This is a genomic window from Parasphingorhabdus sp. (assembly GCF_059726685.1).
On record NZ_AP041068.1, the window covers coordinates 2160107 to 2172675 of the forward strand.

The 12569-nt window shown below is 54.6% G+C and carries 14 protein-coding genes; 4 read left to right on the forward strand and 10 right to left on the reverse strand.

From position 1 onward, the window contains the following. Position 1 precedes the first annotated feature (1 nt). Positions 2-1897, forward strand: a complete 1896-nt coding sequence (locus AC6I9Z_RS10645) for an XrtA/PEP-CTERM system amidotransferase (RefSeq protein ID WP_461455827.1) — start codon at positions 2-4, stop codon at positions 1895-1897. On the opposite strand, the gene truA is transcribed toward AC6I9Z_RS10645, so the two are convergent. Then, complete coding sequence (truA, locus tag AC6I9Z_RS10650) at positions 1883-2650, reverse strand: tRNA pseudouridine(38-40) synthase TruA (protein ID WP_461455828.1); 768 nt, start codon at positions 2648-2650, stop codon at positions 1883-1885. The genes AC6I9Z_RS10645 and truA overlap by 15 nt on opposite strands. Continuing rightward, positions 2647-3552, reverse strand: coding sequence for a methionyl-tRNA formyltransferase (gene fmt, locus AC6I9Z_RS10655; RefSeq protein WP_461456897.1), 906 nt, complete (start codon positions 3550-3552; stop codon positions 2647-2649). Before fmt ends, truA begins: the two co-directional genes overlap by 4 nt. A 459-nt stretch (positions 3553-4011) precedes the next feature. On the opposite strand from fmt, the gene recR reads away from it, so the two are divergent. The 3 genes from recR (at position 4012) to AC6I9Z_RS10670 (ending at position 6720) form a co-directional block, all read left to right on the forward strand. Next, positions 4012-4614, forward strand: a complete 603-nt coding sequence (recR, locus tag AC6I9Z_RS10660; protein ID WP_461455829.1) for a recombination mediator RecR — start codon at positions 4012-4014, stop codon at positions 4612-4614. 51 nt (positions 4615-4665) lie between these two features. Then, positions 4666-5223 carry a peptide deformylase gene (def, locus tag AC6I9Z_RS10665; RefSeq protein ID WP_461455830.1) on the forward strand — a complete coding sequence of 186 codons (558 nt, stop codon included), beginning with the start codon at positions 4666-4668 and terminating at the stop codon, positions 5221-5223. 105 nt (positions 5224-5328) lie between these two features. Continuing rightward, complete coding sequence (locus AC6I9Z_RS10670) at positions 5329-6720, forward strand: DNA recombination protein RmuC (protein ID WP_461455831.1); 1392 nt, start codon at positions 5329-5331, stop codon at positions 6718-6720. 31 nt (positions 6721-6751) lie between these two features. On the opposite strand, the gene AC6I9Z_RS10675 is transcribed toward AC6I9Z_RS10670, so the two are convergent. Genes AC6I9Z_RS10675 through AC6I9Z_RS10710 form a run of 8 tightly spaced genes read right to left on the reverse strand, consistent with a single transcriptional unit; the run spans position 6752 to position 12348 of the window. Beyond that, on the reverse strand, positions 6752-7162 hold the full coding sequence (locus AC6I9Z_RS10675; protein ID WP_461455832.1) for a COG3650 family protein: 411 nt from the start codon (positions 7160-7162) through the stop codon (positions 6752-6754). A 54-nt stretch (positions 7163-7216) separates the two neighbouring features. Next, positions 7217-8029 carry a TrmH family RNA methyltransferase gene (locus tag AC6I9Z_RS10680; RefSeq protein WP_461455833.1) on the reverse strand — a complete coding sequence of 271 codons (813 nt, stop codon included), beginning with the start codon at positions 8027-8029 and terminating at the stop codon, positions 7217-7219. 5 nt (positions 8030-8034) lie between these two features. Next, positions 8035-8313, reverse strand: coding sequence for an HPr family phosphocarrier protein (locus AC6I9Z_RS10685; RefSeq protein ID WP_461455834.1), 279 nt, complete (start codon positions 8311-8313; stop codon positions 8035-8037). Next, positions 8310-8714: a PTS sugar transporter subunit IIA gene (locus AC6I9Z_RS10690; RefSeq protein ID WP_461455835.1), complete on the reverse strand. Its 405-nt coding sequence runs from the start codon at positions 8712-8714 to the stop codon at positions 8310-8312. The genes AC6I9Z_RS10685 and AC6I9Z_RS10690 overlap by 4 nt, the downstream gene beginning before the upstream one ends. A gap of 5 nt (positions 8715-8719) precedes the next feature. After that, positions 8720-9655, reverse strand: a complete 936-nt coding sequence (gene rapZ / locus AC6I9Z_RS10695; RefSeq protein WP_109357132.1) for an RNase adapter RapZ — start codon at positions 9653-9655, stop codon at positions 8720-8722. After that, on the reverse strand, positions 9652-10086 hold the full coding sequence (locus tag AC6I9Z_RS10700) for an HPr kinase/phosphorylase (protein ID WP_461455836.1): 435 nt from the start codon (positions 10084-10086) through the stop codon (positions 9652-9654). The genes rapZ and AC6I9Z_RS10700 overlap by 4 nt, the downstream gene beginning before the upstream one ends. After that, complete coding sequence (locus AC6I9Z_RS10705; protein ID WP_461456899.1) at positions 10083-11672, reverse strand: ATP-binding protein; 1590 nt, start codon at positions 11670-11672, stop codon at positions 10083-10085. Before AC6I9Z_RS10705 ends, AC6I9Z_RS10700 begins: the two co-directional genes overlap by 4 nt. Next, on the reverse strand, positions 11644-12348 hold the full coding sequence (locus AC6I9Z_RS10710; RefSeq protein WP_461455837.1) for a response regulator: 705 nt from the start codon (positions 12346-12348) through the stop codon (positions 11644-11646). The genes AC6I9Z_RS10705 and AC6I9Z_RS10710 overlap by 29 nt, the downstream gene beginning before the upstream one ends. Positions 12349-12569 lie beyond the last annotated feature (221 nt).

Genomic DNA, 12569 nt, shown 5'->3' on the forward strand with positions numbered 1-12569 from the left:
CATGTGCGGCATTGCGGGAATATTTCATCTGGAGACGGCCAAGCCGGTTGATCCCGTTCGCCTGCGCAAAATGACGGACAGCCTGACTCACCGCGGACCTGATGGTTCCGGAATCTGGACCGCACCGGGCGTCGGTCTGGGTCATCGCCGCTTGTCGATCATCGATCTGGAAGGCGGGGCGCAGCCGATGCTGACTGCTGATGACGCGCAGGTGATCAGCTATAATGGCGAGATCTACAATTTTCAGGACGTCCGGGTGGAACTCGAATCGCTTGGCCATCAATTCACCTCCAGCAGCGATACCGAGGTCATTCTTTACGCTTGGCGTCAATGGGGTGTCGATTGCCTGAAGCGGCTCAATGGCATGTTCGCTTTTGCGATATTTGACCAGCGCACCAAACAGCTTTTTCTGGCGCGGGATCGGCTGGGCGTGAAGCCGCTTTTCTATGCACCGGTATCGGATGGCAGCATCTTATTCGGATCGGAGCTGAAGGCTTTGCTCGCCAACCCCTTGTTGCGCCGCGAACCGGAAATGCGCGCTGTCGATGACTATCTTGCGTTCGGATATGTGCCGGATCACCGGTCGTTGTTGAAGGGTGTCAAGAAACTGCCTGCTGGGCACTACCTGCTGCTCGAACAAGGCAAGCCGGAACCAGCGCCCATCCAGTACTGGGATATGGATTTCAGCCAGCGCAGCAAGGCCTCGGCGGCGGAGCTTGAAGAAGAGCTGATTGCGCTGATGAAAGATGCGGTCGGCTCCCGGATGATTGCTGACGTGCCCTTAGGGGCGTTCCTGTCCGGCGGTGTGGACAGCAGTGCGGTGGTTGCATTGATGTCGGAGAAGAGCCGGCAGCCGGTCAAAACCTGTTCCATCGGTTTTGACCAGGCGTCGCTGGACGAGACAAGCTATGCCGAACGGGTGGCGGAACGGTTCAAAACCGATCACCGCGCACGAACCGTGGCGGCGGATGATTTCGGCCTGATTGATAGGCTGGCCGACCATTTTGATGAACCTTTTGCTGATGGATCTGCTTTGCCGACCTATCGTGTAGCCGAGCTGGCCCGGGAGAATGTGACCGTCGCATTGTCGGGTGACGGTGCGGATGAAGCGCTGGCCGGTTATCGCCGCCATGTGTTTCATCATGCCGAAGAACGGGTGAGGGGTCTTATCCCGCAATCCCTTCGCGGTCCGGCTTTGGGCTGGCTCGGCAAGATCTATCCCAAGGCGGATTGGGCGCCGCGGCCACTGCGCGCCAAGTCTACCTTGCAGTCTCTCGCCCGCTCCGGACCGGAAGGTTACGCGGAAGCGGTTGGGGTGACTACGCCAGCGGGCCGTCATGTGATCTATTCCGATGCGATGTCCAAGCAGTTGGATGGCTATCAGGGCGAGGCCCGGATGATCGACCTGATGGAGAGTGCACCGGCGCGAAATGGTCTCGATCAGGCACAATATGCCGACATGAAAATGTGGTTGCCAGGCGATATCCTGACCAAGGTCGATCGGACCAGCATGGCGGTAAGCCTTGAGGCGCGGGAGCCTTTGCTGGATTATAAGCTGATGGAGTTTGCTGCCCGGCTGCCGACCAATTTGCGGGTGCGTCGCGGGACCGGCAAATATCTGCTGAAAAAGTCTATGGAACGCTATCTGCCGCAAGATATCCTCTATCGCCCAAAAATGGGCTTTGTGACGCCGATTGCCGCTTGGTTTCGCGGGCCGCTGGCTGATGAAGCTCGAGATATCTCCAGTGCCGGGGCGTTGGCCCGGATGGGCTGGTTTGATCAACAGGCCCTAGGCAAAGTGGCCGATGATCATATCGCCGGAAAGGCGGATAACAGCCGCTTGCTCTGGCAATTGCTGATGCTCGATAAATCCTTGCAGCGCCTATTCGGTCTCTGACGGCTCTTCCGTCTTCGGATAAATCGCATCGACAAAATAGAGCCCGTCCGGCGGCGCGTTGAACCCCAGCGCATCGCGGTCTTTTGCCTCTAGTGCCTTCAGCAAATCATCACGCGCCCATTTCCCATCGCCAACCAGTTTCAGACAACCCACCATCGAGCGCACCTGATGATGCAGGAACGATCGCGCCGCGACCTCCACCTCAATCTCTTCGCCAAAGCGCGTGACGGAAATGCTGTCCAAGGTCTTCACCGGGCTCTGCGCCTGACATTGGGTGGAGCGGAATGTCGTGAAATCATGCTGCCCGACCAGCAACTGCGCGGCATCATGCATCACCCCGGCATCCAGCGGTCTGGCAACCTGCCAGCTCTGCCCCTTATCCAGTGTTAGCGGCGCGCGGCGGTTGGTGATCTTGTAGACATAGCGCCGTCCGATGCAGCTGAAGCGGGCATGCCAGTCATCATCGACAATGTCACAAGCCAGCACTGCAACCGGATGCGGACGCAGTCCGGCGTTCAAGCCCTCCATCAACCGGAAGGGCGTCAACCTTGTCTCGAGATCAAAATGTGCCCGCATGCCCAGTGCGTGCACACCCGCGTCCGTGCGGCCAGCGGCGAACACGCGAATCTCTTGCTGGGTGATAGTTTTAATAGCATTTTCAACAGCCTGCTGGACACTGGGGCCGTGATCCTGATGCTGCCAGCCCATGAATGGGCGACCATCATATTCCAGAGTGATTGCAAAACGGGTCATTGCAGCGATGTGCCTACGGGAATTTGGGTGCCGTTCAGAAACTCCGACAGCGTCAGTTTCGGACGGCCTGCTTTTTGAATGAGTGTTGGTTTGATCGCCCCGTCGCTACAGGCGATTGTCATTTGTTCATCGAGCAATATTCCCGCTGAACCGGATGTATCCATTAGCTCCGCAGCATGGACGCGATAGCGGTCGCCGCCAAATTCGAAAAATGCGCCCGGCACGGGATTAAATGCGCGGATCTGCTGCAGTACCGCTCTGGCGGGCTGATCAAAGTTCACACGGGCTTCCTGCTTTTCGATCTTCTTGGCGTAGGTGGCAAGTGCATCATCCTGGATCTCAGGCAGATAGTCTTCCGGATTTGCGAGATATTGCACCATCAGATCAGCACCTGTTTGCGCTAGCTCTTCGGTCAGTTCGCCTGCGGTTTTTTCCGCAATCGGCGTGCTGGATTTCAGCAGCATCGGGCCGGTATCCAAACCGGCCTCCATCTGCATGATGGTTATGCCGGTTTCCTCATCACCCGCCAGTATCGCCCGTTGTACCGGAGCCGCACCACGCCAGCGTGGCAACAGCGATCCGTGGATATTCAGGCACCCCATTTTGGGTGCATTCAATATCGCTTGCGGTAAGATCAAGCCATAAGCCGCCACCACAGCGGCATCGAGATCAAGCGCGGCAAATTCCGCCTTAGCTTCCTCGCTCTTCAAGGAAACCGGCACGCGGACTTCTAATCCCAATTCCTCTGCGACTTTTTGCACGGGTGATGGGGTTAGTTTCTTTCCTCGCCCGGCACGGCGCGGCGGCTGTGAATAGACAGCAGCAATCTCGTGTCTCGCCGTATGCAAAGCGCGCAGGGCCGGTACAGCAAATTCCGGTGTGCCCATGAATGCCAGGCGCAGTTTTGTAGGCGTTTCGGTGGTCATAATTGCACCTGGTGCATAATATCGCCGGTTCCAAAGTTCACACAGTTCACAGAGCGCTTTTCGCCAGCTTCCAGTTTTTGTGCTCCGCACTTGATGCGGAGCCCAGAGCAGACGGGCGCGGCAGCCATCCTAGGCTCCGCATCAAGTGCGGAGCACCAGCCGGCATCTTTTGTTTCGCAATTATACCGTTCAAAGTTCACACAAATCACAGGGGTAATCCTGCGACCGTGCGAGCTCTTGGTCACTCCAAAGTTCACACAATTCTCACCCCGTCCATCCGGTGGGGGTGACAATACGGATTCGTTTCGTAACGCCTTGAATGTCGCGAATTCAATGGGTTTGTGAGTCATGCAGTCTCCCTAACCAAACTCGTCCGTGTAGGACAGCATGATTTTATATTGGCAGCACGCACATCATGGCCCTAAAGGTCAAATCATGGCATCGCAAGAAATCGAAAATCTGGTTCAGGCTCTGTCCAAACTTCCGGGCTTGGGTCCGCGCTCGGCTAGGCGGGCGGTGCTTCATCTGCTGAAGCGCCCCGAAACAACCATGAAGCCGATATTGGCGGCGATGGAAAAGGTTGATGCCAATCTTGTCACCTGCGCCATTTGCGGCAATGTCGATACACAGGACCCCTGCCAGATTTGCAGCGATCCGCGGCGGGATCCGAAATCACTATGTGTGGTCGAGGAAGTGTCGGATCTGTGGGCGCTCGATAAATCGCGTCTCTTTCCCGGCAAATTCCACGTTCTGGGCGGGCGGCTGTCGGCATTAGACGGCGTGAGACCCGAAGATATTGCCATCGATAAGCTGATCAAGCGGGTGGAGCAAGGCGGCATTGACGAGGTCGTTCTGGCCATGAATGCCACATTGGAGGGCCAGACCACCGCCCATTATATTGCCGAGCGGCTCGAAAATTATCCATTGCGTCTCAGCCAGTTGTCCCATGGCATACCGGTGGGCGGCGAACTTGACTATCTTGATGAAGGGACATTGGCGCAGGCGCTGCGTTCGCGCAGACCTATTAGTGGCGATTGAGCGTGGTCACCAGTCCTTGACGAATCCCGGTAGAATCCCTAAATTTCGCGCATGTCCATATTACCTATTCTTGAAGTTCCCGATCCGCGCCTGAAAACCGTTTCAGAGCCGGTTACCGTGTTTGATGACGAGCTGAAAACGCTGATCGCCGACATGTTTGAAACCATGTATGACGCACCGGGCATTGGCCTTGCCGCGATTCAGGTGGGTGTTCCCAAGCGGATATTGGTCATCGACCTGCAAGAGCCTGTGGAACATGACCATGAACATGGCGAGCATTGCGATCATGACCATGAGGTCGTTCGCGATCCCAAAGTGTTCATTAACCCCGAGATTCTCAATCCATCAGAGGATTTGAATGTCTATAGCGAAGGCTGCCTTTCGGTGCCTGAACAATATGCCGACGTAGAGAGGCCTGCGACCATAACTGCACGCTGGCAGGATGAGACCGGGAAACAATATGAAGAACAGATGGACGGCCTGCTCGCGACCTGTTTGCAGCATGAGATGGACCATCTTGAGGGCATATTGTTCATCGACCATCTGTCCCGCCTGAAGCGGCAAATGGTACTCAAAAAACTGGCAAAGCACCGCAAGGAAGCGGCCTAGTCTGGTTGTTCAGCCATCCTGAAGCAATTTCAGGACAAAAGCCCTGTTGCATGTAAGCGCCCCACAGTCTAGGTTCTCCTTTCGTTCCAATTGAAAGGGCTTGTCTTGGACGCTGTTGTCGCTCTCCTGATAGCTATTGTTACTCTCGTTATTGGCCTAGTTGCAGGCTGGTTTATGGGCGGCCGAGCGGCTTCGGCTTCGAGCAAGGCTGCCGAAGAAACAGCCACATCACTCAGATCCATGCTGGATGGCGTACAGGCGGAGCGGGATGAAGCGCGATCCGAGCGTGATTCCATTCGCGATGATCGCGATCAGGCGCGGCAATCTCTCGCTTCTCTAGAAGCAGATGCGCGTAACCATGAAAAACAGCTGCAGCAATTGACCGAAGCGAAAGAAACGCTGTCTGCACAATTTTCCGAAGTTGGTGCGAAGATGCTCGAAACCGCCCAGCGCCAGTTTCTGGAACGCGCCGATCAACGGTTTGACCAGGCCAATGAAAAAGGCGGCGAGAAAATCGCCAAGTTGCTGCAACCGGTTAATGAACGGCTTTCTGCATATGAAGAAAGTATCCGTAAAATCGAGAAAGAACGCACCGAATCCTATGCCGGAATTACGGCAACTATCGAGCAAGTGCGCCAAGGACAGGACCGCGTGCAGCAGGAGGCGGCACGGCTTGTTAACAGCCTGCGCAACGCGCCAAAGTCGCGCGGACGCTGGGGCGAGCAGCAGTTAAAAAATGTGCTCGAAACTTGCGGCCTGTCGGAACATACCGATTTTGTGACAGAGCAGAGCATTGACACCGATGAAGGGCGTCTGCGTCCCGATGCAGTAATCAGCGTACCGGGTGGCCGAAAGCTGGTCATCGATGCCAAAGTCTCGCTCAATGACTATCAGGACGCGTTTGAGGCGGAGGATGATGATGCGCGCAGTTTTGCAATGGCGCGGCATTGCAATTCGATGAAAGCTCATATCGATGGCCTGTCCAAAAAAGCCTATTGGGACCAGTTTGAAGATGCGCCCGACTATGTGATCATGTTTGTGCCTGGCGAGCATTTCCTTTCCGCTGCGCTGGAGCATGAACCAAATTTATGGGATCATGCTTTCGAGAAAAAGGTACTGCTCGCGACGCCCACCAATCTGGTGGCGATAGCGCGCACCGTTGCTGGTGTATGGCGGCAGGAGAAAATGGCGGCAGAGGCCAAGCAGATCGGGCAGTTGGGCAAGGAAATGTATGACCGGCTAGCCGTGGCTGGCGAACATCTCAAACGCATGGGGTCGGGCCTTGGCAGCGCAGTCGGTAATTACAACAAATTTGTCGGCAGTTTTGAGCGCAACGTCATGGCGACGGGACGGAAGTTTGCGGAACTCAACATCGAGACCGGAAAAAAGGAACTTGAGCCGGTGGCGGAGGTTGAGGCCTTGCCGCGTTATTCCAACGATGTGGAAGCCGCGCTCATCGAGGACGACCGGGACGTCAAAGACGAAGCTGCAGAATAAGCGCCGTCCTAGGACCTGTCTGCAGGGCAGCTTATGGCGTGTCGGGACCGGATAATATCTCGCCGCCGCAACCATCTAGATAACCGGTGCCGCTGACGGCTGTTCTGACCGTATCCGCATATACGCGGTCACTCATACCATCACTGCATTCTGTGCCGGATGTTATGGTGAGGGTGATGTTATGCTGATCGCTAAAGCCCTTAACTTCCCAGCCTGTTGCAGTTTTTGTCATCCTTTGCACGGGCAGGGTGAAATCATTGGTTGCTTCCATCGAGCTATAGATGATTTCATCGCCATTGACCTCTACGGCCCAACCTGGCTCTGTGCCGATGGCTTTATATTCGGACAGTTTTTCTTCGGTTACCGGTGCGTCCTGCGCTTTGTCGCCACAAGCCACCAACAATAACGACAGAACTGGTGTGAGTAATATTGCTTTTTTCATGCTTCTCTCTCCCAGAATTGAGATAGCATATTGATCACTATTGATGAACAGCGATTATTTACGCCGTTGGTTTAGCACTTCGTAGGCCATCACAGCGCTGGCAACCGCCGCGTTGAGGCTGTCGGCCTTGCCCATCATCGGCATTTTTACAAGCGTATCGCAAGCGCCTTCATATTCGTTTGGCAAACCCTGTGCTTCGTTGCCAATCAGCAGAAATGTAGGGGCTTTATACTGCACCGATTGATAGTCTTTGTCGGTATTCAGACTGGTTCCGACCAGCTGACCTTCACCGGCGCGCAGCCATCCGATAAATTCGTCCCACGGAGCCTGTGATATATTCTGGGTGAATATTGCACCCATGCTGGCCCGCACCGCTTCAACCGAGAAGGGATCGACACAGTCATCGATCAGTATCAATCCGCCAGCGCCCACTGCATCGCCGGTGCGTAAAATGGTCCCCAGATTGCCAGGATCGCGGAGTGCCTGGGCGACGAGCCAGATTCCGGAATCGCCGCGATCAAGCTCATTCAGCGGCGTAGGATGATCTTCGTAAATGCCGATAATCGATTGCGGATTGGATTTGCCGGACAGCTTGGCAATAATCGCCTCGCTGGTTTCAATCACTTCGCCACCAGCGTCGAAAGTTGCCTGTTCGATTTTCTGAGCTAGCGGGTGAAGGTCTGTATCCTCAACAACTACCAGTAATTTCGGGGTTTTGCCCGCTTCCAGCGCCTCGGTCAGGATGCGCAGGCCTTCGGCAAGAAAATGGCCTTCGCGCTTGCGATGTTTCTTCTCGCGCAGGCTTTTGAGACGCTTGATCGTCGGATTGGAAAAGCCGGTAATCTGGCGACGTTCAGAGGCAGACATGGGCCTTAATCCTCGCCAAAGCCGTCAACGACTAACCCGGCCAGTTTATCCAGAGCGCTTTCGGCCTGATCACCGGCGACGATAATTTCGACGCTGTCTCCTTTGGCGGCACCCAGCATCATCAAACCCATGATCGATGTTCCGGTTACTTCAGTACCGTCCTTGCCAACCTTGACCGTCAGGCCTCCCGGCAATTTGCTGACATAAGTTACAAATTTTGCACTGGCTCTGGCATGAAGCCCGCGATTATTGGTGATGGCGACGGTCCGGCGATATTCGCTCACGCGTCACTTCCAAGAATTTCAGAAGCAACACTAATATATTTTTGACCGGCTTCCCTGGCGGCCGTAACGGCGTCACTCACATCCATGCATTTGCGCGCGCCATCCAGGCGGATAAGCATTGGCAGATTGACGCCGGCGATCACCTCGACCTTGCCCTTGTCCATCAGTGAAATGGCGAGATTGGAAGGTGTTCCGCCAAATAAATCGGTGAGAATGATAACGCCTTTTCCATTCTGGACCTTTTCGATGGAGTCGGCAATTTCCTGACGCCGCTCTTCCATGTCATCATGCGGGCCGATGCAAACGGGCAGAATCGCTTTTTGCGGGCCAACCACATGTTCCATTGCGGTGATAAATTCGTCAGCCAAACGGCCATGGGTAACAAGAACCAAACCGATCATTGCGATTAAATACCCTTATTTCCGTTCAGATCCTGCATGGCTTCGAGCGCTTCCATTGGCCGTGATGCCAGATTGCGATGGAGGACAGTGGGCGAAAATCCGGCGGCATGCAAGTTTTTGCTGAGCACTTCGGCAATATGTACCGATCTGTGACGACCACCGGTGCAGCCTATTCCGATATTGACATAGGCTTTGCCCGCCTTGACATATTTGGGAAGCAGAAACTTGAGCATTTCTTCAAATTTTTCCAATGCTTCGGCATAGGCGGGGTCTTTGGCAATATAGTCTGCGACTGGCGCGTCGAGCCCGGTCATCAACTTTAAATCCGCATCCCAAAAGGGATTAGATAGAAAACGTACATCGAACAACAGGTCGATATTATTGGGTAGGCCGCGTGAAAAGCCAAAGCTGGTGATCGTTACCGTGGTGATATCGGTGTCCTGCAAACTGAATTCTTCGCGAATCCGGCCCTGCAGGTCATTGGCGGACAAATCACTGCTGTCGATGATATGATCTGCCCAGCGCCTGATCGGTTCAAATTGGCTGCGCTCCAGAGCAATGCCATCTTTTGCCGGACGGTCCAGGGCGAGGGGGTGTCGCCGCCGGGTTTCTCCATAGCGGCGCTCCAGTTCGCTGCCGGCACAATCCAGATAGAGCGTGGAGATATGGTAATTTTCATTCTCCTGCAGTTTTTTGATGCGCTTGATAAGATTTTCAGGGTCAAAGCCGCGGGTCCGACTGTCAAAACCAAGTGCGAGTGGCGGGTCCTTGTCACCGCGCGAGCTGGATGGCGGCGTCTTTAGCAAGCCTTCGAGCAACCGGATCGGAAAATTATCAACGGTTTCCCAGCCGATATCCTCCAGTGTTTTGAGCGCTGTCGTCTTGCCGGCGCCAGACAGGCCCGTGATCAGCAGGACATGCTTGGTATCTGCCGTTGTCATGTGCCGCTGGCCCCTTGCAACAGCCGCTTGAGAGCGATTTCCACCTTGATCGGCGCACTTGCCTCCAAAGGATTTATGCTGATTGTGGGAATGGCGATGGTCATGATTGTCTCTGTCTGGCTATCCAGGGGAAAGCGATCGGGTTGTGGTCTTAAATGTACTTGCAGCATTAGCGGAATGCCAGACACATGGGCATAGTCAAAAATACCCAATGACCGGATTTCAATTTTTCCAGCTATCTTGGCAGGCGCAGTCAATAATATCTGGTCATGATACATCGAAAGGTCAACATAATCATCGCTGATCAGAACAGCGCCGCGATCAATCAATCGCAAGGCAAGGTCCGATTTTCCTGATCCGGAAGTGCCGGTGATCATCACACCCGCGCCATCGATGGCGATACAACTGGCGTGATGCGTTTCCTTTGTCATTCCGCTGCCTTGGGCAATCGGATTTCAAAGCAGGCACCTTGTTGACCATCTGGTCGATCAATGGCCCGGACAGTACCTTCATGTCCTTCAATTATCGTTTTGGCGATGGCGAGACCGAGTCCGCTATGCTTGCCAAATGCTTCCTCTGCCGGTCGGTCAGAGTGAAAGCGGTTGAAGATATTCTGCCGCAGCTCGACGGCTATACCGGGGCCCTGGTCCGATACTTGAATCACAACTTCGTCTGCGTCCGGCGTAGCGAGAATCTCGATTAGCCCGTCCGCCGGCGAAAAGGACACGGCATTGTCAAGAATGTTGCTGAAAACACGCTCCAGCCGATCATCATCCCCCATGACTGTGGCGACGCCGCGGCCCGGGCGAGCAAAGGCGATCTTGATGTTTTTATTGGTATCGCGCTGCTCACGGGCGGCGAGCAGCTGATCAAGCATTTTGCCGATATCGACCCGTTCAAATTTTGCGCGGGCCAGTTGGGCATCGACGCGGGATGCTTCGGAAATATCGTTGATCAGCCGGTCAATCCTGCGCACATCGTCATTAGCGACATCCAGAAGCTGACGCCTGAGATCGGGGTCATCGACCCGGTCCAGTCCTTCCAATGCAGAGCGCAGAGAGGCGAGTGGATTTTTTATTTCATGGCTGACATCTGCTGCGAACGCTTCGGTCGCGTCGATGCGATAGCGCAGGGCACCGCTCATGTCGGCAAGTGCACGGGCGAGCTGACCAATTTCATCGCGTCTGCCAGGCATACGGGGAACTGTGATTTCAGGCTCTCGGCCCAGCCGGACACGAATGGCGGCGCGGGCGAGTTTCCTAATTGGTCGGACGATTGTCCGGGCAAGGAAAAGCGACAATAATACTGAAACAATCGCGGTCAGGAAAATCACCAGCACGACATTGGCTCGTTCTGCCCGCACGATCCGGGTGATGTCCCGTGCGTTACTGGTCAGCAGAAGAACTTCATTGCTGCTTGGCAAGCGGGCTGCTGCGATGATCACAGGAGTGCGATCAGGTGCGTAGCGAACGGCGCTATTGGGTTGCTGTTCCTCCGACAGAAGCTCAATCTCCGGCCAGGACGATCCGATATCATCATCGGGTTCTGCGAATGCAGTGATCGGTTTGCTCAGGACAATAAACTCGATCGATTGATCCAACGCCCGGGCTACATCTTTCTGCCAGGGCTCTGTTTCCGGATCCCTGAATTGGTAGGTGGGGTCCGCCAACTCGAAACTGTCGACTATTTTTGCGCCGCTTTCGTCATACAGGCGCAAGCGGCTCTCCAGATGGGTCGCAAATTCGGTGATAAGGTCTTGCCGGTTTTCAGGCGTCTGGAGGTTCAGGGCATCACTGATGATCTGGGTCTGCAAGCGAGCCTGACTGAGCCGTTCGTCGGTCAGTTCATCCCGATAGTTATCAAGATAGAAAAGGCTGCCGGCGAGCAAAGCGATAGCGAGGATATTGACCGCCAGTATACGAGTGGTCAGCGACAGCCGCGCAGACCATCGCAGGGAAAGCTCAGGGTCATCGACACTGGCTGCAGACTTATTCGTTGTAGCGATAACCGGCTCCATAGAGCGTGTCGATGGCATCAAATTCCGAGTCAACTTCACGGAATTTGCGGCGCAGTCGTTTTATGTGGCTGTCGATGGTCCGGTCGTCCACATAGACATCATCCTGATAGGCGGCGTCCATCAACTGATTGCGACTTTTTACGACGCCGGGCCGGTTGGCCAGCGTTTCCAATATCATGAATTCCGTGACAGTCAGCGTGACGTTGCTGCCATTCCATTTGACGAGGTGTCGAGCCGGGTCCATTTCCAGACCGCCGCGGACAAGGGGTTCCAATCCCTCAGTATCGGCTTCTTCATCCGATAATTTAACCAGTTCAGCCCGGCGCAAAATTGATTTCACCCGGGCAATCAGCAGCCGTTGTGAAAATGGTTTCTTGATATAATCATCAGCCCCCATGGCGAGACCAAGGGCTTCATCCAGTTCCTCGTCCTTTGAGGTCAGGAAAATGACCGGCAGATTGCTTTTTTCACGAACCCGGCGGAGCAGCTCCAGACCATCCATTTTTGGCATCTTGATATCAAAAATGCCCAGATCCGGCGGATTGTCCAATATCGCCTGCAGGGCTGCCTCACTGTCGGAATAGACCCGTGTTACAAAGCCTTCCGCCTGCATCGCTATGGATACAGAGGTCAATATGTTCCGATCATCATCAACAAGGGCGATATTGGCGGCCATCAAATGGGTTATCCTGTGACTATCTCTAAACTTCAACTTTATGTTGATATTCGACCTAGTTGAAGCGCTCCGCCTGTACAAGCATGCATCTGCTGGAATGGCGGCCAGCCAGGAGCGAACATATTTATCTTTCGGCATGGTTTCAACTTATGCTGATATGATGGTATTGATTATCACTTAGGTAATTTGACCGACTCGTTTTGGTGAGTTAAGCGCCTCTC

Bases quoted from the DNA above. Each gene is read 5' to 3' on its own strand.
- AC6I9Z_RS10645 (WP_461455827.1), top strand. From the start codon at position 2: ATGTGCGGCATTGCGGGAATATTTCATCTGGAGACGGCCAAGCCGGTT.
- truA (WP_461455828.1), bottom strand. From the start codon at position 2,650: ATGACCCGTTTTGCAATCACTCTGGAATATGATGGTCGCCCATTCATG.
- recR (WP_461455829.1), top strand. From the start codon at position 4,012: ATGGCATCGCAAGAAATCGAAAATCTGGTTCAGGCTCTGTCCAAACTT.
- def (WP_461455830.1), top strand. From the start codon at position 4,666: ATGTCCATATTACCTATTCTTGAAGTTCCCGATCCGCGCCTGAAAACC.
- AC6I9Z_RS10675 (WP_461455832.1), bottom strand. From the start codon at position 7,162: ATGAAAAAAGCAATATTACTCACACCAGTTCTGTCGTTATTGTTGGTG.
- AC6I9Z_RS10680 (WP_461455833.1), bottom strand. From the start codon at position 8,029: ATGTCTGCCTCTGAACGTCGCCAGATTACCGGCTTTTCCAATCCGACG.
- AC6I9Z_RS10690 (WP_461455835.1), bottom strand. From the start codon at position 8,714: ATGATCGGTTTGGTTCTTGTTACCCATGGCCGTTTGGCTGACGAATTT.
- rapZ (WP_109357132.1), bottom strand. From the start codon at position 9,655: ATGACAACGGCAGATACCAAGCATGTCCTGCTGATCACGGGCCTGTCT.
- AC6I9Z_RS10700 (WP_461455836.1), bottom strand. From the start codon at position 10,086: ATGACAAAGGAAACGCATCACGCCAGTTGTATCGCCATCGATGGCGCG.
- AC6I9Z_RS10705 (WP_461456899.1), bottom strand. From the start codon at position 11,672: ATGGAGCCGGTTATCGCTACAACGAATAAGTCTGCAGCCAGTGTCGAT.
- AC6I9Z_RS10710 (WP_461455837.1), bottom strand. From the start codon at position 12,348: ATGGCCGCCAATATCGCCCTTGTTGATGATGATCGGAACATATTGACC.